The sequence below is a fragment of the Streptomyces sp. NPDC088812 genome (assembly GCF_044750285.1).
Taxonomy (GTDB): domain Bacteria; phylum Actinomycetota; class Actinomycetes; order Streptomycetales; family Streptomycetaceae; genus Streptomyces.
In genome coordinates, this window is record NZ_JBIVJP010000018.1 from 1 (window position 1) to 21,852 (window position 21,852).

The following is a 21,852-nucleotide window of genomic DNA, read 5'->3' on the forward strand; positions in this document are numbered from 1 at the left end:
GTCCCCACCGACACAACCGACAACGACTGAACCACCACCAACCGGGTCAGAATTCAACCGCCCAAAGTGGGTCCAAGTTCAACCGACGCCGACACCGGATTATGGACGTGTGCCCGCGACGAATCCAGAAATGTGTGGCTGGCGGGCTGATGTCGGTCGTCGTGGAGTGCGGTCATCGTCGGATTTCCTCGGCGCGCGGCGAGGGCGGATCCTCGCGGTCGGTGAGGGGGCCTGCCCGCGGGTGGGCGGCTGGTGTGGCGCAGCATGGCCCATCGAGCAGGTCGGCCGCCAGGTGTATGCCGCGCGGGGCGACTTCCGCGCGCATCATCGGAGGCGCGGCCTCGGGTGGCGGTGGCGCAGTGTGCGCCCCTCGCGCGGACACATCAGGACCGAGGTCGGTCTCTCATCCCTCCGTGCCCGTCTCTTGACGGCCTCTCCCCACCCCCCTACATTGCTTCCAGATAGTAGAAACAGTTTTCCGCAATGTGAAATTCATAGCGGAGGTGCTCGCCGCGGGGCGCGACGGGAGAGCACGTCCGACAGCCGAAGCTGGAGTACTCGATGGCTCGAATGACCGCTGCCCGCGCGGCAGTCGAAATCCTCAGGCGCGAGGGCGTCACCGCCGCGTTCGGTGTCCCCGGCGCGGCGATCAACCCGTTCTACGCGGCCCTCGAGGCCTCCGGCGGCATCGCCCACACGCTCGCCCGCCACGTCGAGGGCGCCTCGCACATGGCGGAGGGGTACACCCGCGCCCACCCGGGCAACATCGGCGTCTGCGTCGGCACGTCGGGACCCGCCGGCACCGACATGATCACCGGCCTGTACTCGGCCATCGGCGACTCCGTCCCGATTCTGTGCATCACGGGCCAGGCCCCGACCTCCGTGATCCACAAGGAGGACTTCCAGGCCGTCGACATCGCCTCGATCGCCAGGCCGGTGACCAAGATGGCGGTGACCGTCCTGGAGGCCGCCCAGGTGCCCGGCGTCTTCCAGCAGGCCTTCCACCTCATGCGCTCCGGCCGTCCCGGCCCGGTCCTCGTCGACCTGCCGATCGACGTCCAGCTCACCGAGATCGAGTTCGACCCGGACACCTACGAGCCGCTGCCCGTCTACAAGCCGGCCGCGACCCGCGCCCAGATCGACAAGGCGCTCGGCATGCTGAACGCCGCCGAACGCCCGCTGATCGTCGCGGGCGGCGGTGTCGTCAACGCCGACGCGTCCGACCTCCTGGTGGAGTTCGCCGAACTGACCGGCACACCGGTCGTGCCGACCCTGATGGGCTGGGGGACGATCCCCGACGACCACGACCTGAACGCGGGCATGGTCGGCCTCCAGACCTCGCACCGCTACGGCAACGCGACCTTCCTGGAGTCCGACTTCGTGCTCGGCATCGGGAACCGCTGGGCCAACCGCCACACCGGGAAACTGGACGTCTACACCGCCGGCCGCACCTTCGTCCACGTCGACGTCGAGCCCACCCAGATCGGCAGGATCTTCGCCCCCGACTACGGCATCGCCTCCGATGCCAAGGCGGCCCTGGAACTGTTCGTCGAGGCGGCCCGCGAGCTGAAGGCGGCGGGCAGGCTGCCCGACCGCTCCGCCTGGGCCGCCGCGGCGCAGGAGAAGCGGGCCACGCTCCAGCGCCGTACGCACTTCGACGACATCCCGATCAAGCCGCAGCGCGTCTACGAGGAGATGAACAAGGCCTTCGGCCCTCAGACCCGCTACGTCTCCACCATCGGCCTCTCGCAGATCGCCGGCGCCCAGATGCTGCACGTCTACCGGCCGCGCCACTGGATCAACTGCGGCCAGGCGGGCCCCCTCGGCTGGACCGTCCCGGCCGCCCTCGGCGTCGCCACGGCCGACCCGGAGGCCACCGTCGTCGCCCTCTCCGGGGACTACGACTTCCAGTTCATGATCGAGGAACTGGCGGTGGGCGCGCAGCACAAGATCCCCTACGTCCACGTCCTGGTCAACAACTCCTACCTGGGCCTCATCCGCCAGGCGCAACGCGCCTTCGACATCGACTTCCAGGTCAAGCTGGAGTTCGAGAACGTCAACTCGCCCGAGCTGGGCGTCTACGGCGTCGACCACGTCAAGGTCGCCGAGGGCCTCGGCTGCAAGGCGATCCGCGTGACCGACCCGAACGAGCTGGGCGCCGCCTTCGAGCAGGCCAGGAAGCTCGCCGCCGAGTTCCGGGTGCCGGTCGTCGTGGAGGCGATCCTGGAGCGCGTCACCAACATCTCCATGAGCGTCACCAACGACATCGGCAACGTCGTGGAGTTCGAGGAGACCGCCACGGAACCGGGGCACGCCCCGACGGCGATCAGGACGCTGAAGGTCTGACGCGCGGCGTCCTGGAGCCGTAGCGGGGAGTGTGGGAGCGGAGGAACGGGAGCGGCTCGTCGGGGGACGGGCCGCTTTTCCGCATGCCTTCCGCGGTGGGCGGGTTCAGGCGCGGTCCGGGGCGTGCGCGCTCCTCAGTCCGGGCCGCCGCCCCCGCCGCCGCAGGAGTACGGGGTCCCGCCCGTGCCGCCGCCGCGGGGCGACCGGGAGTGGAACCCCTTGTCCGCCACCGGGGCCCGGCCGACCAGTCCCGCCCGCAGGGCGAAGCGCGGGACGAGCACCCGCAGCGCCGCCTCGCCGTGCAGCGCGACGGCGAGCAGTCTGTCGTGGTCGGTCAGGCCGCGCCGCTCCGCGGGCAGGGCGTGCCGCTCCCGCAGGGCACGCACATGGCGGCGGGCGGCGCGGGTCGGGCCGAGCAGCGGGTAGCGCAGCAGACCGGCCTCCGCCAGGGGGATGCGCATCAGGGCCACCGCCAGGCGGACGTCCGGCCGTCTCACCAACTGCCGCAGCCCGCAGGGCTCGGCGAGGGACGCGCGCACGGCGCTCTCCAGCGGCGGGAGGGGAGGCGGCGACTGTCCCGGGACCGTGTCCGCGACGAGCGGTCGCGGCGCCCTCATCGTCCCCGGCCGGCCCGCTTCCACCGCGCCCCGCAGATGGAGGCCGACCACGGCGACCGTGACGGCGGCGCGCGGACCGCCCCGCAGCAGCGCGACCTCGTGCGGCTGGAGCCGGATGTCCGTGTCCCCACTCATGGCAGACCCCCTGGAGCGGAGCCCGCCGCCCCCGTGCAGGCGGGCCCCGCGTGACCAGGATGTGCCCGGGTACGGCAGGAGTTGAAGCCCGCTGAACCGAGTTCAGAGCTTGATTTGAGGTTCGGGTCACCACCGAAGTGAGGTTCGGGCCACCCCGGCCCGTGTCCCTCCGGCCGTCTACGGCTCGTGGTGCTGTTCGTGGTGTTCCGACAGCCCCGGCCAGTCGTCCGGGCCGCCGCCCTGCCACTCGATGAGGTCGCTCTCCTCCACCTCGATCCGGTCCAGGTCGGCCAGCCGGAGGATCTCGACGACGTCGTCGAGGTGGGTGGCGAGTCCCAGGGTGACGTCACCTGCGGTGACCCGGCGCGAGCCGTCCAGCGCCGGAGGGTGGACCACGATGTGCGGGTACTGCGTCGTATCGCCCATGCCTTCAGGCTGCTGCGGGCCGGGCGGACGCGCACGCCGGGGGGACCGGCAGGACCGTGGAGGAGCGTGGGGCGACGCGCCGCGCTCCCCCGCGGTCGTGGGACCGGCGGGGGAGCGCGGGACAGGGTGTGGCCGTCCGACGGCGCGAGACCGGGCGCGACAGGACGTTCGCGCCGCCGGACGGGGTATCGGGAGGCCGTCGAGGGGCCGGGACCGCGGCGGATGCGACGGAGCCGGGGTGTCCTCCCTCTGGCCGGAAGGGCACCGCGGGTCCTTCACCACCGCACTGGCTCGCACACCGCCGCGGTCCTCGCCCCGCCCGCCGCGCACCCCGCGATCACCCCTCATGCGGATCACGCGGTGGCGGCGGGTCACGCGCACGGGATCACGACCTCCCGTCGATCCCGTGCGCGGGCCGGGGGGTCAGTCCTCGCGCGGGGCGCGGGCCGCTGGGGTGTGGATCGCTGGGGTGTGGACCGCTGTGGCGCGGGCCGCTGTGGCGCGGGCCGCTGGGGTGTGGACCGCCGGGGCGCGGGCCGCTGTGGCGCGGGCTGCTGGGGCGTGGACCGCAGGGGCGTGGACCGCTGTGGCGCGGGCACGAGCGGTGGGCGCGCGCTTCGACATCGTGGACCATCCTGGAGAGGGAAGCGGAAAAGTTCTTCCGCTTCGTGGAGCCTAGGTTCGGGGTGAACCGGAGGTCAACAGTCTGTTGACGTCCGGTGGGTGGTTCCGGGCGGCGCCGCCGCCTCGGGCGCGACAGGACAGGTGTCGGCGGGGGTGCCGCCCGGAGGCCGGGGTGTCAGACCTGGGCGCCGGACAGGCGCTCCACGGCCCGCAGCAGTGCGGAGTGGTCCAGGCCGCCGTCGCCCTGCGCGCGCAGGCTCGCCACGAGCTGGGCCACCACGGCGCCGACGGGCAGGGCCGCGCCGACGGCGCGGGCGGCGTCCGTGACGATGCCCATGTCCTTGTGGTGCAGGTCGATGCGGAAGCCCGGCTTGAAGTCGCGCTCCAGGAAGTTGTCCTTCTTGCGGGTCAGCACGGTGGAGCCGGCCAGACCGCCGCCGAGGACGTCCAGCGCCGCCTTCAGGTCCACGCCCGACTTCTCCAGGAAGACCACGGCCTCGGCGCACGCCTGGATGTTCACGGCGACGATCAGCTGGTTGGCGGCCTTCACGGTCTGGCCCGAGCCGTGCGGACCGCACAGCACGATGGTCCTGCCCAGCGCCTCGAAGACCGGCCGGGCCTCGTCGAAGTCGGCCCGCTCGCCGCCGACCATGATGGACAGCACCGCCTCGACCGCGCCCGCCTCGCCGCCGGACACCGGCGCGTCGAGCACGCGGATGCCCTTGTCCCGCGCGGCCTCCGCCAGGCGGACCGAGGTCTGCGGGGTGATCGAGGACATGTCGATCAGCAGCGCGCCGGAGCGCGCGTTCTCGAGGATGCCGTCGGGGCCGTACGCGATGGCCTCGACCTGGGGGGAGGCGGGCACCATCGTGATCACGACGTCGGCGTCCCGGACGGCCTCGGCGATCGAGCCCGCCGCGGTGCCGCCGGCGGCGGCCAGGCGGTCCAGCTTCTCCCGCTCCAGGGTGAAGCCGGTGACGTCGTAGCCCGCCTTGATCAGGTTCTCCGACATGGGGGAGCCCATGATGCCGAGGCCGATCCAGGCGATCGCCGGGCGGGTCGGGTGGGAACCGGCTGCAAGGTTGTTGCTCATGGTGAGGGAGCCTCTCGGTGACGGGGGTGTTCAGCGGGCGGCGCGCGCCGCGGCCGGGAGCCAGTCGAACGCCTCGGAGCTCGGACGGTCGCCCGGCTTGTACTCCAGCCCCACCCAGCCCTCGTATCCGGCCTTCGCCAGCTGGTCGAGGAGGTCCTCCAGGGGGAGCGAGCCGGTGCCGGGGGCGCCGCGGCCGGGGTTGTCGGCGATCTGGACGTGCCCGGTCGCCGCCGCGTACCGCTCGATCACCGACGGAAGGTCCTCGCCGTTCATGGACAGGTGGTAGAGGTCCATCAGGAACCGGGCGTTGCCGAGGCCGGTGGCCTCGTTGACCCGGTCCACGACCGTCACGGCGGCCGGGGCCGACACCAGCGGGTACAGCGGTGACTCGGCGCGGTTCAGGGCCTCGATCAGCAGGGTCGCGCCGATCCGGTCGGCGGCCCGCGCGGCGAGCGCCAGGTTCTCCAGGGCCAGCGCGTCCTGCTCGGCCGGGTCCACGCCGTCGACGCGGTTGCCGTAGAGCGCGTTGAGCGCCGTGCAGCCCAGCGACCCGGCGAAACCGGCGGCCACGTCGATGTTGGCGCGGAACCGCTCCGACTCCTCGCCGGGGACCGACAGGGCGCCGCGGTCTGGGCCGGGGAGCCGCCCGGCGTAGAAGTTCAGGCCGGTCAGCCGTACGCCCGCGTCCTCGACGGCCGTCCTCAGGGCGTCGAGCTCGGACCGCTCGGGCGTGGGGGAGTCGATCCAGGGCCACCACAGCTCGACCGCGGTGAAGCCGGCCGCGGCGGCGGCCGCGGGGCGCTCCAGGAGCGGGAGTTCCGTGAAGAGGATGGACAGGTTGACGTTGAAGCGCTGGTCTGCGAATCCCATCGGGTGCCGCGCTCCTTCCGTGTCGCCACCGGGTGTGTCCAGTGAGTCGGTGTGTCTTTTATTCCGGCTTGGTTTCCGTAATGCGGAATTAGGTTTCTGCCTATTGGAAGACTGCCGTCGGGTGTCGGGCTTGTCAAGAGGCGCGGGGGCCACTCGGGGGCCGTGCGTGCTCTCGGGGGGCTGTCGCCGGCCGGAGGCTGCCGGGTCCGAGGGCCCGATGGCCGCGCGGCGCGGTCCGTTAAGGTCGGGGTCCGGGCGTCGGGAACCGGTTCACGACCGCGTGCGGGGCCCGGATCCGCCCTCCCGTCGGAGGGCGTCATGACGCGCAGGTCAGAGAGGTGTGCGGCGCGATGCGTCTGAGAGTTGAGTTCACCACCGAGCCCTTCGACCTCGACGAGGCGCCCGCGCACGCGCTGGTCGCCCGCGAGGTCGTCGAAGTCGCCGACCTCGACGCCGTCGACGTCGGCCCGTTCGGCAACACCGCGGAGGGCGGCGCCGACGCGGTCCTGAACGCCGTGGACGCCCTGCTGCGCCGGACCCTGGCGGCCGGCGCCACCCGGGTCACCCTCCAGGTCAACGTCCTCGGGGAGGGCGAGAAGTGACCGGTGCCCGGGACGAGCCCTTCATCACGGCGGTGAAGCCGCTGGTCGACGCCATGGGCGGCGAGTTGCTCCCGCCGGACGAGGCCGGCCCCGACGACGTCGTCCTGGCCTGGGAGGGCGCCGACGTCGTCGCCGTGCGCCTGCCGCAGCTCGCCGACTCGCTCGACCACATCCTGGCCGCCATGGAGCGCAAGAAGGGCAAGCCCCTGGCCGACCTGGACCGCAAGGCCAAGCAGGAGGTCGTGCGGACGCTCGAGGCGCGCGGCGCCTTCTCCGTCCGGCACGGCGTGGAGACCGTGGCGAGCGCGCTCGGCGTGAGCCGCTTCACCGTCTACAACTACCTCAACCGGGAGAAGGGCAACTGAGCGCGGCCGCGCTGCCGGGGCCGATGATGAGGCCCGGGGCGGGGGCGGCGCGCTCGGCGGCACGGGCGGCGGCGGGCCCCGACGGCCCCCGCGCGCGGCCCCGGACACGCGCCGGAGGCCCGGTCGGGCGCGGCTGCGGCGCCCTGTCGCGGCCCTCGGGTTTCGTTACCCGGAATTTTCAACAAAGTGTTGACGGGGTGTTTCTGAAGGGCGTTAAGTAGCCGCAGCCCGTTCAGCACGAAGGCCCACGCGGCCACGGAGGCTCCCGTGACGTCGACTTCCCTGCCCCCGGGTCTGGCCCGGTTCAACGAACTCGAGGAGTCCGCGGCCTCCGCCGCGCTCCACGAGGCGTGCGCCTCGACGGCCTGGGCCGGCCGACTGCTCGCGGCCCGCCCCTACGCCACCGCCGACGCCCTCTACGCCGCCAGTGACGCCGCCATGGCCGCGCTGACCGCGCGGGACCTCGCGGAGGCGATGGCCGGTCACCCCCCGATCGGCCGCCCCAAGCCGGGCGACCCGGCCTCGGCGCGCGAACAGCGCGGCATGGCCGGCGCCTCCGACGAGCTCAAGGCGGAGATGCTCGAACTCAACCTGGCCTACCAGGAGCGGTTCGGCCACGTCTTCCTGATCTGCGCCACCGGCCGTACCGGCGAGCAGATGCGCGACGCGGTCAAGGAGCGGATCGGCAACGCGCCGGAACAGGAGCGGGAGATCGTCCGCACCGAGCTCGGGAAGATCAACCGCATCCGGCTCGCCCGACTCGTCGAAGAGGAGGCCTGACCATGAGCACCAGCACCACCGCCTCCGTGTCCACGCACATCCTGGACACCAGCGTCGGCCGCCCCGCCGGGGGCGTCGCCGTCCGGCTCTCCGCCCGCTCCGGGCGCGACGCCGACTGGCGGGCGCTCGGCGGTTCCGCGACCGACGCGGACGGCCGGTGCAAGGACCTCCCGGCACTGCCGGAGGGCACCACCCACGTACGGCTCGACTTCGCCGTGGAGCCGTATTTCGAGAAGAACCAGAAGAACGAGAAGAACGAGAACAACGAGAAGAACGAGAAGAAGAAGCAAGCCGATGCGCAGCAGGACGCCCCCGCGAATCGGGACAGCGGTGCCGTGTTCTTCCCCGAGGTGGCGATCACCTTCGCCGTGAACCCCGGCGAGCACTACCACGTACCGCTGCTGCTCAACCCGTTCGGCTACTCCGTTTACCGAGGGAGCTAGCTAGATATGCCCACCCTTCTGGGACAGAACCAGTACGGCAAGGCCGAGAACCGGGTCGTCAAGATCACGCGGGACGGCGCCACCCACCACATCAAGGACCTCAACGTGTCGGTGTCGCTCAGCGGCGACATGGACGAGGTCCACCACTCCGGCTCCAACGCCCACGTCCTGCCGACCGACACCACCAAGAACACGGTGTACGCGTTCGCCAAGGAGCACGGCATCGAGTCCGCCGAGCAGTTCGGCATCCACCTCGCCCGCCACTTCGTCACCTCGCAGGAGCCGATCCACCGGGCGCGCATCCGCATCGAGGAGTACGCCTGGGAGCGGATCGAGCACGCGGGGGAGAGCGCGCACTCCTTCGCCCGCAAGGGCCAGGAGACCCGGCTGACCCAGATCACCTACGACGGCTCGTCCTGGGAGGTCGTCTCCGGTCTGAAGGACCTGGTCGTGATGAACTCCACCGACTCCGAGTTCTGGGGCTACGTCAAGGACAAGTACACGACCCTCACCGAGACGCACGACCGGATTCTCGCCACCGAGGTCTCCGCGCGCTGGCGGTTCAACTGGACCGACGACGGGCAGCCGGCGCCCGACTGGGACGCCTCCTACGCCCGCACCCGCACGCACCTGCTCGAAGCCTTCGCCGAGACCTACTCGCTCTCCCTCCAGCAGACCCTCTACGCGATGGGCACCCGGATCATCGACCACCGCGACGAGATAGACGAGGTCCGCTTCTCCCTCCCGAACAAGCACCACTTCCTGGTCGACCTGGAGCCGTTCGGGCTGAAGAACGACACCGCCGACGGGGCCGTCTACTTCGCCGCCGACCGCCCGTACGGCCTGATCGAGGCCACCGTCCTGCGGGACGGCTGCGAGGCGCGCATACCGGTGGACCTCACCAACCTGTAGGTCCCTCCGCTCGGCACCCGTGGCCGGGGTACGCGTCCCCGGCCACGGCGCTCGAACTCCCGCGGGTCCTGCCGTGCCCACTCCACCGCTCCACTGCCGAACCCCAGCGAACAAGGACGAACCATGGCAGCAGACCGGCGTATCGTCATCGAGAACTGTGCGATCGCGACCGTCGACGCCCACGACACCGAGTACGCGGACGGTCACCTCGTCATCGCCGGCAACCGCGTCGAGTCGCTCGGCGCGGGCAGGGCCCCGGACGGCCTGACGGACGTCGCCCGCCGTATCGACGCCACCGGGCACCTGGTGACCCCCGGTCTGGTCAACACCCACCACCACTTCTACCAGTGGATCACCCGGGGCCTGGCCACGGACCACAACCTCTTCGACTGGCTCGTCGCCCTCTACCCCACCTGGGCGCGCATCGACGAGCCGATGGTCCGCGCGGCCGCCGAGGGCTCGCTCGCGATGATGGCCCGCGGCGGCGTCACCACCGCCATGGACCACCACTACGTCTTCCCCCGGGGCACCGGCGACCTCTCCGGCGCGATCATCGGCGCCGCCCGCGACATGGGCGTGCGCTTCACCCTCGCCCGCGGCTCCATGGACCGCAGCGAGAAGGACGGCGGCCTGCCCCCCGACTTCGCCGTCGAGACCCTGGAGGGCGCCCTCACCGCCACCGAGGAGACGGTACGGCAGCACCACGACGCCTCCTCCGACGCGATGACCCAGGTCGCCGTCGCCCCCTGCTCCCCGTTCTCCGTCTCCACCGAACTGCTCCGCGAGGGCGCCGGACTGGCCCGCCGCCTCGGGGTGCGCCTGCACACCCACGGCTCGGAGACGGTCGAGGAGGAGAAGTTCTGCCACGAGCTGTTCGGCATGGGCCCGACCGACTACTTCGAGTCCACCGGCTGGCTCGGTGCGGACGTGTGGATGGCGCACTGCGTCCACATGAACGACTCCGACATCGCCGCGTTCGCCCGCACCGGGACCGGTGTCGCCCACTGCCCGTCCTCCAACGCCCGCCTGGCCGCCGGCATCGCCCGCGTCCCCGACATGCTCGCGGCCGGCGTCCCGGTCGGCCTCGGCGTCGACGGCACCGCCTCCAACGAGTCCGGCGAACTCCACACCGAACTGCGCAACGCCCTCCTCGTCAACCGCCTCGGCCCCCACCGCGAGGCCGCCCTGAACGCCCGCCAGGCGCTGCGCCTCGGCACCCACGGCGGTGCCCGGGTCCTGGGCCGGGCGGCCGAGATCGGCTCGCTGGAGCCGGGCAAGCTCGCCGACCTGGTGCTGTGGAAGCTGGACACCCTCGCCCACGCCTCCATCGCCGACCCGGTGACCGCACTGGTCCTCGGCGCGGCCGCCCCGGTCACCGCCTCCTTCGTGAACGGCCGTCAGATCGTCGAGGACGGCCGCCTGCTCACCGCCGACGAGGACGCCATCGCGCGCGCCACGCGCGCGGAGGCGCGGCGGCTCGCCCGGATCACCGCACAGGGCTGAGCGGCCCGGACCCCCGGCCCCGAACCGGGGCCCAGCACTTCGGCCCTCAACTCGGGCCCAGAACGCCGGCCCAGCACTCCGGCCCCGAACCGGGGCTCAGCACGCCGGCCCAGTACTCCGGCCCCGAACCCGGGCCCAGAACTCCGGCCGAGGGGGACGGCCCTCGACCGGACGCCGTGACCGGGGCGCGCGTGGACGCGTGCGCCCCGGGACGGTTCCCCGCCGTCCCGCCCGTATCCCGGCGGCCGGTTCCCCCACCGTCCCCCCACCCCGAGATGGGCCGTCCCCCCACCCCGGGATGGACCGTCCCCCCACCCCGGGATGGACCGTCCCCCCACCCCGGGATGGACCGTCCCCCCACCCCGGGGCGGACCGTCCCCCACCCCGGGGCGGACCCCCGTCCCCGCTTTCCCGGTCCCTCCCCCGCTCTCGACTTCGCTCGAGCGGGAGGTGCCCCCATGACCGCGCACCACCTCCCTGAAACCCACGCCAGAGCTGCCGTGTATCCAACCGGAGGAGAGCCGCCGTGTCCGCCCACCCTGTCGACGAGAAACTCCCCGCCCTGAAAATGGCGACGAGCGGCCTTCAGCATGTGGCCGCCATGTACGCGGGGGTCGTCGCCCCGCCCCTGATCGTCGGCGCGGCCATCGGCCTCACCGGCACCGACCTCACCTTCCTCACCGGCGCCTGCCTCTTCACCGCCGGCCTCGCGACCTTCCTGCAGACGCTGGGCATCTGGAAGATCGGCGCCCGGCTGCCCTTCGTCAACGGCGTCACCTTCGCCGGCGTCGCCCCCATGACGGCCATCGTCGCCTCCACCGAGGACAAGTCCGACGCCCTGCCGGTCATCTTCGGCGCGGTGATCGTCGCCGGACTGCTGGGCTTCCTCGCCGCCCCCGTCTTCTGCAAGGCGGTCCGCTTCTTCCCGCCCGTCGTCACCGGCACCGTGATCACCCTGATCGGCGTGTCCCTGCTGCCCGTCGCCTTCGGCTGGGCCCAGGGCCCGGATCCGGCGGCGGACGACTACGGGTCGGCGACCTACCTCGCCCTGGCCGGCATCACCCTGCTGCTCGTCCTGCTCCTGCGCCGGTTCACCCGGGGCTTCGTCAAGCAGATAGCCGTCCTGCTCGGCCTGGTAGCCGGGACGCTGGTCGCGATCCCGTTCGGCGTCACCGACTTCGGTCCCGTCGCGGACGCGGACGTGGTCGGCTTCCCCACCCCCTTCCACTTCGGCGCCCCGCAGTTCCACCTCGCCGCGATCCTGTCGATGTGCGTGGTGATGGTGGTCTCGATGACCGAGTCCACGGCGGACATGCTGGCGCTGGGCGAGATCGTCGGCCGTCCCGCGGACGAGCGGACGATCGCGGCGGGCCTGCGCGCCGACACCCTCGGCTCCGCCCTCAGCCCCGTCTTCAACGGCTTCATGTGCAGCGCCTTCGCCCAGAACATCGGGCTCGTCGCCATGACGAGGATCCGCAGCCGCTTCGTCGTGGCGGCCGGCGGCGGCTTCCTGGTCCTCATGGGCCTGTGCCCGGTGGCCGCCTCGCTCATCGCCGTCGTACCGCGCCCGGTCCTCGGCGGGGCGGGCGTGGTCCTGTTCGGGTCGGTGGCGGCGAGCGGCATCCAGACCCTCGTCCGGGCCGGTCTGGACAAGGACAACAACGTCCTGATCGTCGCCGTCTCCCTCGCCGTCGGCATCGTCCCGATCACCGCGCCGGAGTTCTACCACGCCTTCCCGGAGACGGTGAGGATCGTCCTGGACTCGGGCATCTCCACCGGCTGCGTGGCGGCCGTCCTGCTCAACCTCGTCTTCAACCACCTCGGCACGAGCCGCGACGCGCAGGACGTGACCCATCCGATGGAGGCGGGGGAGGAGATCGCGGGAGTACCGGCGAAAGCGCTCTGACGCCCGTCGGCCGGAGCCGGGACGCCCGCGGGCCGGGAACGGGGCGCCCGGCTCCCGGGCCCGCACCGCGGAGCGCCCGGCCCTGCCCGAGGCCGGACCGGGCGCTCCGCGGTGCGGGCCCGGGCAGGGCCGACGTACTCCGGCTCACAGGCCTTGGATAGGGTCGGACCGCTTCGGACCGCTTCGGACACCGGAGCCGTACCGCGCCACCGCAGGCGGCACCGAGCGCCGCGACCGCACCCCCGTGGAGTGCCACCGCACCCCACGGAGTGCCGCCGCACGCGCCGGCCGCCGCGGGCGCACCAGCCGCGGCCGTGGGCCGCGCGTCGAATGGGGTGGGAAATGTCCAGTCACCGGATGTCCAGAAGAGGCCGCTACATCGCCTGGTCGACGGCGGGTGTCGTCGTCGCCGCCGGCGCCGGGATCGCGGCACAGACCTCGATGGCGGCCACGGCCTGGCCGGCGCAGAAGACCTACACGGGCCGGGCGTTCGACACCTGCACGGCGCCTTCCCTGGCGGCGATGAAGGCCTGGAACACCGGCTTCTACGGTGCCGCCGCCGTCTACATCGGCGGCAAGAACCGCGGCTGCGCCCAGCCCAACCTGACCGCGTCCTGGGTGAAGTCGGTCAACTCCCTCGGCTACAAGCTCATCCCGCTGTACGTCGGCGCCCAGCCGCCCTGCCAGACCGGTACGAACCCGGAGAAGTTCACCGCCGCCACGGCGGCCTCCCTCGGCGCGAGCAACGCGGGCGACGCGGTCGCCAAGGCCGCCGCGCTCGGCATGAAGGCCGGCAGTGCGATCTACCTCGACATGGAGCCCTACGCCATCACGGACAAGGCGTGCAACGACGCCGTCCTGACCTACGTGCGCTCCTTCACCAAGACCCTGCGCGCCAAGACCTACCGCGCCGGCTACTACGGCTTCAGCAGCTCCAGCGCCAAGGCCATCGCCACCGCGACGAACAAGACGGACCTGCCGGGCAACCTCTGGTACGCGCTGTGGGACAAGAAGAACACCACCACCACGGACTGGCCCTGGGACCCCAAGCTGTTCACCAACCACAGCCGCGGCCACCAGTACATCGTCAACAGCAAGGAGACGCGCGGCGGTCACACCATCACCGTCGACCGCAACGCCTGGGACGCCCCCGTCGCGATCATCGGCTGACGCGACACCGGCCGGCCGGTAGGTCACCGGCCGGCCCTGTCGTCGTCGCTCACCCCGCCCTCCGCCGCGTACGAACCCTCGGCCGGCCGGTCATGGCGTCGCCAGCGCCTCCGTCGGGGAGAGCCGGGAGGCCCGGACCGCCGGATACAGGCCGGCCAGCCCGCCGATCACCAGCGTGGCCGCCACCCCGCCCGCCAGGGCCCAGGCCGGGACCGTCGCCGGCCAGCCCTGGTAGAGGGCATAGCCGACGGTCACGGCCAGCCCCAGCACGGCCCCGCCCGCCCCGCCGAGCGCCGACAGCAGCAAGGACTCCATGAGGAACTGCCCGCGGATCTGCCCCCGCGTCGCCCCCAGCGAGCGGCGCAGGCCCACCTCGGCCCGGCGCTCCAGCACCGAGATGACCATCGTGTTGGCCACCCCCACCCCGCCGACCAGCAGCGCCACCGCTCCCAGGCCCAGCAGCAGTCCGGTGAACGCCTCGTCGGTCGCCTGCTGCGCCGCCAGCGCGTCCGAGGGCCGCGAGACGTTCACCTCGCTCGGCGCCTCCGGGTTCGCCGTCGCGGCCAGCACGGTCCGCACCGACTCCACCTTCTCCTCCGCGGAGCGCGTGTAGACGGTCGTGGCGTACCCGTCGAAGCCCAGCTCCCGCTCCGCCGTCGGCCAGCCGACCAGCGCCGCCGAGTTCAGCTCCGCGGCCAGCGGCATCGACCGGAGGATCCCGACGACGGTGAACCACCGTCCGCCGACCAGTACCCGCGTGTCCTGCCCCGCCCGGCCGATGCCCAGCCGCTCGGCGGCCGCCGAGCCGAGCACCACGGCCGGGTAGCGGGCCGTGGCCGTGTTCAGCCAGGCCCCGCTCGCCAGCCGGCCCCCGACGGCGGAACGCAGGGAGGTACGGGCCGCGTAGGCCGCGATGCCGTTCGTCTGCACCTGCGGGATCCGGTCGTTGCGGTACACCTTCGCGTCCGGCACCTTGCCGACCGCCGACACCGACTCCACCCCGTCGATCCGGGCCACCATCTCCTCCGCCGAGGCGGGGAGCCGGGCCTGTCCTCCGGTCAGTGTGCTGCCGGGGGAGACGGTGAGCAGATTGGTGCCCAGGGCCGCCAGCGCCCGGTCCAGGTCGGCCCGGGAGGACGACGAGATCCCCACGACGGCCACCATGGCGGCGATGCCGATCGCGATCCCCAGCGCGGACAGGAACGCCCGCAGCGGACGGGTGCGCAGCCCCACGGCGCCCACCCGCACGACGTCGGAGGGACGGAGCCGGGCGGGGCGCGGCAGCTCGGGCGGCGGTACCGCCGCCGGGACACGCTCCTCGGTCAGCTGTACGGTCATCGCGCCGCTCCCGCCGTGAGCGCGGCCGTGCCGGCCGTGCCGGCCGTGCCGGCCGGGTGCGCCGGGTCCGGCGGGTCCCGGTCCGCCGAGCCGCCGACGGAGGGGTCCCGGTCCGCCGAGTCCTCCACCACCCGCCCGTCCCGCATCCGCACCTGCCGGGGCAGGGCCGCGGCGATCTCCTGGTCGTGGGTGATGATCACGACCGTGGTGCCGGCCGCGTTCAGCTCCCGCAGCAGCGCCATCACCCCCGCCCCGGACGCCGAGTCCAGGGCTCCGGTGGGTTCGTCCGCCAGCAGCAGCGACGGCCCGCCGGCCACCGCGCGGGCCACCGCGACGCGCTGACGCTCACCGCCCGACAGCTCGTGCGGGGCGTGGTGCAGCCGGTGCCCGAGGCCCACCCGGCGCAGCGCGGCCGCGGCCCGGGAACGGCGTTCGGACGGGCGCAGACCGGAGTACAGCAACCCGTCCGCCACGTTCGTCAGCGCCGACGTCCTGCTCGCCAGGTGGAACTGCTGGAACACGAACCCGATGCGGCGCGCCCGCAGCGCCGACAGGCGCGCGTCCGACAGGGCGCCGGTGTCGTACCCGTCGACGCGGATCCGGCCCGAGGTGGGCCGGTCCAGGGTGCCGAGCATGTTCAGCATCGTCGACTTGCCCGACCCCGACGGGCCGACCACGGCGACGAGTTCGCCGCGCGCCACGGTCAGGGTGACCCCGGCGAGCGCGGTCACCCCGCCCGGGTACGCCTTGGTGACGCCGGTGAGCTCGATCATCCGGGCACCCCCACCGTCGTGCCGGCGGCGATCCCGTCACCGCTGATCTCCACCCGCCCGTCCGCGAACAGGCCCGTCCTCACGGGGACGTTCCGGGTTTCCTTCCCCTCGACCACCTCCACGCCGAACCCGCCCCCGGGGAGCGCGACCAGCGCGGCGACCGGAACCGTGAGCACGTTCTCGCGCTCACCGGCGGTGAAGGACACGTCGACGGACGCCAGGACGTAGGACTCGGCCGCCTTCTGCGCCTCGTCCCCGTCCAGGACGACCAGCACCTTCACCTGCGTGGTGGGCTCGGCGTCGGCGCCCTCGCCCGGCACGACCTCGGTCGTCACCTCCGACACCCGGCCGGCGACCGACGTCCCGTCCGGCAGCTCCACGGTGACCTTCGAGCCCTGCGTGGCCAGTCTCCGGTCGGCGGTGTCGAGCTCCACGGTGACGGCCTGGGCGGTCGCGGTGTACGACAGCACCTTCTGGCCGGGGCCCGTCGCGGCGCCCTCCTGGGTCTCCAGGGCGTCCACCCGCACCGCGGCCGGCGCGAACACGACCCGGCCGAGCTCCACCACGCCGGTCTCCTCCAGCCCGGCGTCCTCCTGCCACTCCCGTACGGCGTCCGCGGTGGCCTCGGTGAAGGTGTCGTCGACGGTGAAGCCGTCGTACCCCAGGGCCTCGAGGTTGCTCTCCAACTGCTTCACGTCCGCGCCCTCCAAGCCCGTGCGCAGGGCCCGGTACGCCGGTACCGAGCCGTACATCAGGACCACCGGCGTGTCGTCCACGCGGTAGAGGTCCTCGCCGCGGGTGATCCGCTCGTCGGCCTCCGGCAGACGGGTGACCGTGCCGGGGAGGCGGCCCGCCGCCGTCGCCGATGTGCCGTACCCGAGTTCGCCGTCGGCGGTGAGACTGTCCCGGAGCGTCTGCCGGGTCACCTCGGCCGTGGCCGGGGGAAGGCCGCCGTCCTTGCTCTCGCTCCCGGAACCCTGGTCACCGAACTGCGTCCCGGCGGCCGCGGCGCCGCCGACCGCGGCGAGGACACCGAGGGCGGCAAGGAGGCGCAGGGGGCGGCGGCGGGAGCGGCGGCCGTGGGCCGGGGTGGGGGTGGGCGTGTCCGGGACCGCCGCCCCGGACGCCGGGCCGGCGCCGGGGGCGGGCGTGCCGGATGCGGCGGAACCGCCGTCGACAGCGCCACCCGCCGGCCCGCCACCTGCCTCACCGTCTCCCGCCGGAGCGTTCTGCGCCGCCGTGGGGTTCGCCTCCCGGTCTCCCGCCGGGACGGCCGGCCCTTCCGGCCCTTCGTGCCGCCTGTCCCCGTCCTTCTCCTCGTCCGTCACCGCGGCCTCAGCCATTGCCGTCGCTCCCGTCGGACCGCTGGCTGCCGGACGGCGCGTACTTGTCGCACTCCGTCTGCGCCTTCTCGAAGTCCGGGTCCTCCGCCACGTCCGGGCCGATCTGGATGCCCTGGCCGGGCTCCGGGTCGGGGAACTTCTCGACGCCGTTGTCGCGCATGCACTGCGCCATCTTCCGCATCCGCTCCTCCACCTCGGGATCCGCGTTCGCGCCCTCCCGCACCGGGCTGTACTCGCGGCACGCCTCCGTGGCGGCGTCGACGCTCTCCTTGTCGGGCCGGCCGGTGAGCCGCATGCCCCCTCCGTCGCTCAACTCCACCGTCACACCGTGCTCGCCCATGCACTCCACGAACTTCGCCTGCTGCTCGCTCCGGGCGTCCGCCTCGGCCGCGGCCTCGGCGGCCGGGTCGGTGTCGTCGCCCTGCGAGCCGCAGCCCGCCACGGTCAGGGCCAGCGCCAGCAGCAGCGCCGACGGGAGCGCCGCGCGGGCGCCGCCGGTCCGTATCCGCATCACGTCTTCTCCAAGGGTTCGGGACGGGATCTTTGGCACGAAGCGAAGCGGGTGAGCCGTTTCCCCGGCGTTTCCGTCGCCCCCCCGGGGACCCGTGCGCCGCACGCTTACGCCCGGGAAACACGGACTGCGGCACCCTTTTCCCGCTGAGCGGCCCGCTCGCCCGACCGGGCGGGCGTTCCCGGAGAACGGAAAGGGTGTCCCGGATGCGGGTCCTGGTGGTCGAGGACGAAACCCTGCTGGCTGACACGATCGCCGAGTGGCTGCGCGGCCAGGCGCACGCCGTCGACCTCGCGTACGACGGCGCGGCGGCCCTCGAACGTGTCGGCGTCGTCGACTACGACGTCGTCGTGCTGGACCGGGACCTGCCCCTCGTGCACGGCGATGACGTCTGCCGCGCGGTCGTGGCCGGCGAGAGCGCCTCCCGGGTCCTGATGCTGACCGCGGCGGCCGACGTCACCGACCGGGTGGAAGGCCTCGCCCTGGGCGCGGACGACTACCTCGTCAAGCCCTTCGCCTTCCCGGAGCTCGCGGCCCGCGTCCTGGCGCTGGGCCGCCGCTCCCGGCCCGCCGCGCCGCCGGTCCTGCGCCGGGCCGGCCTCACCCTCGACCCGGCGCGCGGTGAGGTGTTCCGGGGGAGCCGCTACGTCCCGCTGTCGCGGAAGGAGTTCGCGGTGCTGGCCGAGCTGCTGCGGGCCGAGGGGGCGGCCGTCTCGGCGGAGCAGTTGCTGGAGAAGGCCTGGGACGAGAACGCCGACCCTTTCACCGGCGCGGTCCGCCTGGCGGTCCTCAAACTGCGCCGCAAACTCGGGGATCCGCCGCTGGTGGAGACCGTGACCGGAGTGGGGTACCGCATCCCGTGAGCCGTCCGAGCCCCCGCGCGGGCCGCCCCCGCCGCCCGCGCCCGCTGCCTCGCCGTACGACCCTCCGCGCCCGCCTCACCCTCACCTACGGCGGGCTGTTCCTCGTCGGCGGTGTCCTGCTGCTCGGCGTCACCTACGCGCTGCTCGACCAGCAACTGGGCGGCGCGGGGACGAAGATGGTGTCACGGACGGACGCGAGCGCGCCGCCACCGGGCGCCACCGGTGCGACGGACTCCCCGGCGCGCCGCAACGGCACCCCGTCGTCCACGGCCCCCTCCGCCCCCGCGACGGCTCCCGGCACGACGGCCGCCCCGGCCGGCCCGACGCACGGAACCCGTACCATCCTGGGCGGTCCCAATCTCTCCGCCCCGCCACCCGGCGCCGACCTGGAGCAGTGGATGGAGGAGCAGCGCGACCGCTGGCGCACGGAGGCCACCACCTCCCTGCTCACCCAGGGCGGGATCGCGCTCGGGGGCGTCGGCTGTGCCGCGGCCGCCCTCGGCTGGGTGCTCGCCGGCCGGGTCCTCGCGCCGCTGCACCGGGTGACCGACACGGCGCGCCGTATCGCCGGTGCCCCGGCGGCCGACCGAGGGCTGCACGAGCGCATCGCGTTGCGCGGTCCGGACGACGAGGTGAAGGTCCTCGCGGACACCTTCGACACGATGGTCGAACGGCTCGACCGCTCATTCGACGGGCAGCGCCGCTTCGTGGCCAACGCCTCGCACGAGCTGCGCACCCCGCTGACCCTGGGCCGTGCCCTGGTCGAAGTGGCCATGCACCGCCCCACCGCGTCGGAGGACGTCAAGCAGCTCGGCGAGAACCTGCTGGAGATCAACACCCGGCACGAGCGGCTGATCAGCGGTCTTCTGCTGCTGGCGCGTTCGGAGCACGAGATCGCAGAGCGGCTGCCGGTGGACCTGGCCGACGTGGTGGCGCATGTGGTGGACCAGACGGCGCCGGAGGCGGCGCGGGCCGGGATCACCGTCCGGGACGACTGCGCCGAGGCGCCCACGCTCGGCGACGCGCTGCTGCTGGAGCGGCTTATGCACAACCTCGTCGAGAACGCCGTCCGGCACAACACCGGCCCCGGCGGCCGGGTGCGGATCGTCACCCGGGACCGGGGTGCGGACGTGATCGAGCTGGAGGTCGGCAACACGGGCCCGGTCGTCGCGCCCTACGAGGTGCCGTTCCTGTTCGAGCCGTTCCGCCGCCTCGGCGCCGACCGGGTGGTCACCGGGAAGGGGGCCGGGCTCGGCCTGTCCATCGTGCGGGCGATCACCCTGGCCCACGGAGGGGAGGCCACGGCCACCTCCCGGGAGGGCGGGGGCCTGACGGTGACGGTGACGCTGCCGAGGGATCCGGAGGCCGGCGCCGTGTCACCGGTCAGAGCCCGAACAGGCTCGGATCGGACGCCAGTTCATTGAAGTACTCCCGCGGGTGGGCCACCAGCCGCCGCTTCTCCAGGTCCAGCAGCCCGCCGACCGCGGTCAGCTCGGCGGCCACCGTGCCGTCCGCCTTGCGGACGGTCTGCTCGATCGTGAACGTCTTGCCCTCGCCCCACGCGAAGGCGCACGTCACGTCCACCTCGTCGCCGGCGAGGAGCTCGCGCCGGTACCGGATGGTCGTCTCCAGGGCGACCGGTCCGATGCCCCGGCCGATCAGCCCGGCCTGGGTGATGCCCGCGGCCCGGAGCAGCGACCAGCGCGCGTGTTCCGCGTAGTTGAGGTAGACGGCCTGGTTGAGGTGGCCCTGTACGTCGGTCTCGTAGCCACGGACGGTGACCCGGACGGAGAACGGCTCGCTCACTGCTTCCCCTGCTCGTCGTCGACGGGTATCGATGCCCTGCCCACCGATCCTGGCACGTCCTCAGGCCCGGCGGGGCGAAGCCAGCACATAGCGCGCTCTGGTGCGGGGGTCGGTGTGCTCGCCCGCCTGCCAGCCCGCCTCCTCCAGGGTCGCCGCGCAGCCCCGCAGGACCGCGTCGTCCGGGCCGTGCACGGCGACGGCCTCCGGCTGCGGGGTCGGGCGCACCCGGTAGCCGTCGTCGTCCGGCCCGGCGGGGCGGTGTCCGGCGGCCTCCAACGCGAGCGCGGCGGCCCGCACCAGGTGCATGCGCTCCCAGCCGCACGGCCGGTCCACGGCGCCGTCCGGGTTGGTCATCCGGCGCAGCTCCAGCAGCCCCTGCCAGGCGCTGCGCACCTCACGCGCGCGCGACGGCCCGCCGTCCGGCCGCTCCTCACCGCCGACGCGCGCGGCGAACACGCCGTCGGCGTCCGCGGGCGGGGATGCGGGCGCGGGCGGGCCGGGCGGCAACGGTCGGGACGCGGAGGACGCGGAGGGCACAGAGGGCACAGAGGACGCGGGGGACGCGGACACCCCGTCCGCCCCCTCCCGTATCCGGTGCCCCGCCGGCGTGAGGAAGTGATCGTGCGGCGGGCGCGGGTGCCGGAAGGCGAGCCCCCGCCCGACCAGCGCCGCGAGCTGCGCCTCGGTACCCTTGAGCCGCCCGGTGACGGAATCGGCGGCGTCGATCACCCGCCGCTGGGCGGCGGTCGGCGGTCGGGTCACGAACGTACTCCCTCCAGTGCTGGGGCTCTCCCCACCACCTCGAAGGCTACGACCCGGGTCTGACATTCCAGGCGGCGATCACCGGCCGAGCGTGCTCGGTGCCCAGTCGGCACAGCGTCCCCGTGGCGAGCTGGAAGTGGGCGCCCGCGGCGGGCGGCAGCCCGAGCCACCGCGCGGTGAGGACGCGCAGGAAGTGCCCGTGCGCCACCAGCACCACACACCCCTCGGTGTTGGCGAGCGCCGCGTCCACCTTGGCCAGCATCCGGTCGGCGCGCTCCCCGACCTGCTCCGGCGACTCCCCGGGGTGCTCCGGCGGCCCCGGCGCGACCCCGTCCGTGAACAGGAACCAGTCCGGCCGCTCCCGCTGGATCTCCACGGTGGTCACGCCCTCGTACCCGCCGTAGTCCCACTCCCGCAGATCGGGGTCGACCCGCACCTCGTGCAGCCCGATCAGCTCGGCCGTCTCCCGCGCCCGCTGCGAGGGGCTGGCGAACGCGGCCCCGATCCGGTGCGAGCGGATCAGCGGCACCAGCCGCCGTGCCTCGTCCCGCCCGTGCTCGGTCAGCGGCACGTCCGTCGATCCGGTGTGCCGGCCGGAACGCGACCAGGCGGTCTCTCCGTGCCGGACGAGAAACAGGTCACCCACGCTTGTCCTTCTTGCCGT

The 21,852-nt window shown here is 73.4% G+C and carries 22 protein-coding genes; 11 read left to right on the forward strand and 11 right to left on the reverse strand.

What is annotated here, in order from left to right:
- Positions 1-561 precede the first annotated feature (561 nt).
- The gene (gene gcl / locus ACIP67_RS28305; protein WP_401695677.1) at positions 562-2,346 is read left to right on the forward strand and encodes a glyoxylate carboligase; all 1,785 of its coding nucleotides are present in this window, start codon (positions 562-564) and stop codon (positions 2,344-2,346) included.
- Positions 2,347-2,480: 134 nt separating this feature from the next.
- Here the strand turns inward: gcl and ACIP67_RS28310 are convergent, their stop codons facing one another.
- The 4 genes from ACIP67_RS28310 to ACIP67_RS28325 form a co-directional block, all read right to left on the reverse strand.
- Positions 2,481-3,098 carry a TIGR04222 domain-containing membrane protein gene (locus ACIP67_RS28310; protein WP_401695678.1) on the reverse strand — a complete coding sequence of 206 codons (618 nt, stop codon included), beginning with the start codon at positions 3,096-3,098 and terminating at the stop codon, positions 2,481-2,483.
- 177 nt (positions 3,099-3,275) lie between these two features.
- Entirely contained in the window at positions 3,276-3,524 is a 249-nt protein-coding gene (locus tag ACIP67_RS28315) for a hypothetical protein (protein ID WP_389515010.1), read from the reverse strand.
- 799 nt (positions 3,525-4,323) lie between these two features.
- Complete coding sequence (locus ACIP67_RS28320) at positions 4,324-5,241, reverse strand: 2-hydroxy-3-oxopropionate reductase (protein ID WP_401695679.1); 918 nt, start codon at positions 5,239-5,241, stop codon at positions 4,324-4,326.
- A 30-nt stretch (positions 5,242-5,271) separates the two neighbouring features.
- Positions 5,272-6,111, reverse strand: a complete 840-nt coding sequence (locus ACIP67_RS28325) for a TIM barrel protein (protein WP_401695680.1) — start codon at positions 6,109-6,111, stop codon at positions 5,272-5,274.
- 350 nt (positions 6,112-6,461) lie between these two features.
- Here ACIP67_RS28325 and ACIP67_RS28330 point away from each other — a divergent pair, with 350 nt between their 5' ends.
- The 8 genes from ACIP67_RS28330 (at position 6,462) to ACIP67_RS28365 (ending at position 13,792) form a co-directional block, all read left to right on the forward strand.
- Positions 6,462-6,713: a hypothetical protein gene (locus ACIP67_RS28330; protein WP_401695681.1), complete on the forward strand. Its 252-nt coding sequence runs from the start codon at positions 6,462-6,464 to the stop codon at positions 6,711-6,713.
- Positions 6,710-7,078 carry a helix-turn-helix domain-containing protein gene (locus ACIP67_RS28335; protein ID WP_401695682.1) on the forward strand — a complete coding sequence of 123 codons (369 nt, stop codon included), beginning with the start codon at positions 6,710-6,712 and terminating at the stop codon, positions 7,076-7,078. Before ACIP67_RS28330 ends, ACIP67_RS28335 begins: the two co-directional genes overlap by 4 nt.
- A 267-nt stretch (positions 7,079-7,345) precedes the next feature.
- Complete coding sequence (uraD, locus tag ACIP67_RS28340) at positions 7,346-7,858, forward strand: 2-oxo-4-hydroxy-4-carboxy-5-ureidoimidazoline decarboxylase (RefSeq protein WP_401695684.1); 513 nt, start codon at positions 7,346-7,348, stop codon at positions 7,856-7,858.
- A gap of 2 nt (positions 7,859-7,860) precedes the next feature.
- Positions 7,861-8,301: a hydroxyisourate hydrolase gene (uraH, locus tag ACIP67_RS28345; RefSeq protein WP_401695685.1), complete on the forward strand. Its 441-nt coding sequence runs from the start codon at positions 7,861-7,863 to the stop codon at positions 8,299-8,301.
- 6 nt (positions 8,302-8,307) lie between these two features.
- On the forward strand, positions 8,308-9,213 hold the full coding sequence (pucL, locus tag ACIP67_RS28350) for a factor-independent urate hydroxylase (RefSeq protein WP_401695686.1): 906 nt from the start codon (positions 8,308-8,310) through the stop codon (positions 9,211-9,213).
- 123 nt (positions 9,214-9,336) lie between these two features.
- On the forward strand, positions 9,337-10,716 hold the full coding sequence (locus ACIP67_RS28355) for an 8-oxoguanine deaminase (protein ID WP_401695687.1): 1,380 nt from the start codon (positions 9,337-9,339) through the stop codon (positions 10,714-10,716).
- A 526-nt stretch (positions 10,717-11,242) separates the two neighbouring features.
- Positions 11,243-12,622 carry a nucleobase:cation symporter-2 family protein gene (locus ACIP67_RS28360; protein ID WP_401695688.1) on the forward strand — a complete coding sequence of 460 codons (1,380 nt, stop codon included), beginning with the start codon at positions 11,243-11,245 and terminating at the stop codon, positions 12,620-12,622.
- Positions 12,623-12,964: 342 nt separating this feature from the next.
- Positions 12,965-13,792: a glycoside hydrolase domain-containing protein gene (locus tag ACIP67_RS28365; RefSeq protein ID WP_401695689.1), complete on the forward strand. Its 828-nt coding sequence runs from the start codon at positions 12,965-12,967 to the stop codon at positions 13,790-13,792.
- A 90-nt stretch (positions 13,793-13,882) separates the two neighbouring features.
- Here the strand turns inward: ACIP67_RS28365 and ACIP67_RS28370 are convergent, their stop codons facing one another.
- Genes ACIP67_RS28370 through ACIP67_RS28385 form a run of 4 tightly spaced genes read right to left on the reverse strand, consistent with a single transcriptional unit; the run spans position 13,883 to position 17,757 of the window.
- Positions 13,883-15,130, reverse strand: a complete 1,248-nt coding sequence (locus tag ACIP67_RS28370; protein ID WP_401695690.1) for an ABC transporter permease — start codon at positions 15,128-15,130, stop codon at positions 13,883-13,885.
- Positions 15,127-15,903 carry an ABC transporter ATP-binding protein gene (locus ACIP67_RS28375; protein WP_401695691.1) on the reverse strand — a complete coding sequence of 259 codons (777 nt, stop codon included), beginning with the start codon at positions 15,901-15,903 and terminating at the stop codon, positions 15,127-15,129. Before ACIP67_RS28375 ends, ACIP67_RS28370 begins: the two co-directional genes overlap by 4 nt.
- Positions 15,900-17,246 carry a peptidoglycan-binding protein gene (locus ACIP67_RS28380; RefSeq protein ID WP_401695692.1) on the reverse strand — a complete coding sequence of 449 codons (1,347 nt, stop codon included), beginning with the start codon at positions 17,244-17,246 and terminating at the stop codon, positions 15,900-15,902. Before ACIP67_RS28380 ends, ACIP67_RS28375 begins: the two co-directional genes overlap by 4 nt.
- Complete coding sequence (locus ACIP67_RS28385) at positions 17,239-17,757, reverse strand: hypothetical protein (RefSeq protein WP_401695693.1); 519 nt, start codon at positions 17,755-17,757, stop codon at positions 17,239-17,241. The genes ACIP67_RS28380 and ACIP67_RS28385 overlap by 8 nt, the downstream gene beginning before the upstream one ends.
- 206 nt (positions 17,758-17,963) lie before the next feature.
- Here ACIP67_RS28385 and ACIP67_RS28390 point away from each other — a divergent pair, with 206 nt between their 5' ends.
- Together ACIP67_RS28390 and ACIP67_RS28395 are read left to right on the forward strand one after the other, a co-directional pair.
- Entirely contained in the window at positions 17,964-18,620 is a 657-nt protein-coding gene (locus tag ACIP67_RS28390; protein ID WP_401695694.1) for a response regulator transcription factor, read from the forward strand.
- Positions 18,617-20,044 carry a sensor histidine kinase gene (locus ACIP67_RS28395; RefSeq protein ID WP_401695695.1) on the forward strand — a complete coding sequence of 476 codons (1,428 nt, stop codon included), beginning with the start codon at positions 18,617-18,619 and terminating at the stop codon, positions 20,042-20,044. The genes ACIP67_RS28390 and ACIP67_RS28395 overlap by 4 nt, the downstream gene beginning before the upstream one ends.
- On the opposite strand, the gene ACIP67_RS28400 is transcribed toward ACIP67_RS28395, so the two are convergent.
- From ACIP67_RS28400 to ACIP67_RS28410, 3 genes are read right to left on the reverse strand one after another with little or no spacing between them, the layout of a single operon-like run.
- Complete coding sequence (locus ACIP67_RS28400) at positions 20,004-20,426, reverse strand: acyl-CoA thioesterase (protein WP_401695696.1); 423 nt, start codon at positions 20,424-20,426, stop codon at positions 20,004-20,006. The two genes, ACIP67_RS28395 and ACIP67_RS28400, sit on opposite strands and share 41 nt — an antisense overlap.
- 60 nt (positions 20,427-20,486) lie before the next feature.
- The gene (locus tag ACIP67_RS28405) at positions 20,487-21,188 is read right to left on the reverse strand and encodes a hypothetical protein (protein WP_401695697.1); all 702 of its coding nucleotides are present in this window, start codon (positions 21,186-21,188) and stop codon (positions 20,487-20,489) included.
- A gap of 46 nt (positions 21,189-21,234) precedes the next feature.
- The gene (locus tag ACIP67_RS28410) at positions 21,235-21,834 is read right to left on the reverse strand and encodes a histidine phosphatase family protein (protein ID WP_401695698.1); all 600 of its coding nucleotides are present in this window, start codon (positions 21,832-21,834) and stop codon (positions 21,235-21,237) included.
- Positions 21,835-21,852 lie beyond the last annotated feature (18 nt).

Coding starts and splice junctions, on each gene's coding strand:
- ACIP67_RS28375 (WP_401695691.1), bottom strand. CDS start 15,903: ATGATCGAGCTCACCGGCGTCACCAAGGCGTACCCGGGCGGGGTGACC.
- ACIP67_RS28390 (WP_401695694.1), top strand. CDS start 17,964: ATGCGGGTCCTGGTGGTCGAGGACGAAACCCTGCTGGCTGACACGATC.
- ACIP67_RS28355 (WP_401695687.1), top strand. CDS start 9,337: ATGGCAGCAGACCGGCGTATCGTCATCGAGAACTGTGCGATCGCGACC.
- ACIP67_RS28325 (WP_401695680.1), bottom strand. CDS start 6,111: ATGGGATTCGCAGACCAGCGCTTCAACGTCAACCTGTCCATCCTCTTC.
- ACIP67_RS28330 (WP_401695681.1), top strand. CDS start 6,462: ATGCGTCTGAGAGTTGAGTTCACCACCGAGCCCTTCGACCTCGACGAG.
- ACIP67_RS28380 (WP_401695692.1), bottom strand. CDS start 17,246: ATGGCTGAGGCCGCGGTGACGGACGAGGAGAAGGACGGGGACAGGCGG.
- ACIP67_RS28385 (WP_401695693.1), bottom strand. CDS start 17,757: ATGCGGATACGGACCGGCGGCGCCCGCGCGGCGCTCCCGTCGGCGCTG.
- ACIP67_RS28310 (WP_401695678.1), bottom strand. CDS start 3,098: ATGAGTGGGGACACGGACATCCGGCTCCAGCCGCACGAGGTCGCGCTG.
- ACIP67_RS28315 (WP_389515010.1), bottom strand. CDS start 3,524: ATGGGCGATACGACGCAGTACCCGCACATCGTGGTCCACCCTCCGGCG.
- pucL (WP_401695686.1), top strand. CDS start 8,308: ATGCCCACCCTTCTGGGACAGAACCAGTACGGCAAGGCCGAGAACCGG.
- uraH (WP_401695685.1), top strand. CDS start 7,861: ATGAGCACCAGCACCACCGCCTCCGTGTCCACGCACATCCTGGACACC.
- ACIP67_RS28370 (WP_401695690.1), bottom strand. CDS start 15,130: ATGACCGTACAGCTGACCGAGGAGCGTGTCCCGGCGGCGGTACCGCCG.
- gcl (WP_401695677.1), top strand. CDS start 562: ATGGCTCGAATGACCGCTGCCCGCGCGGCAGTCGAAATCCTCAGGCGC.
- ACIP67_RS28365 (WP_401695689.1), top strand. CDS start 12,965: ATGTCCAGTCACCGGATGTCCAGAAGAGGCCGCTACATCGCCTGGTCG.
- ACIP67_RS28320 (WP_401695679.1), bottom strand. CDS start 5,241: ATGAGCAACAACCTTGCAGCCGGTTCCCACCCGACCCGCCCGGCGATC.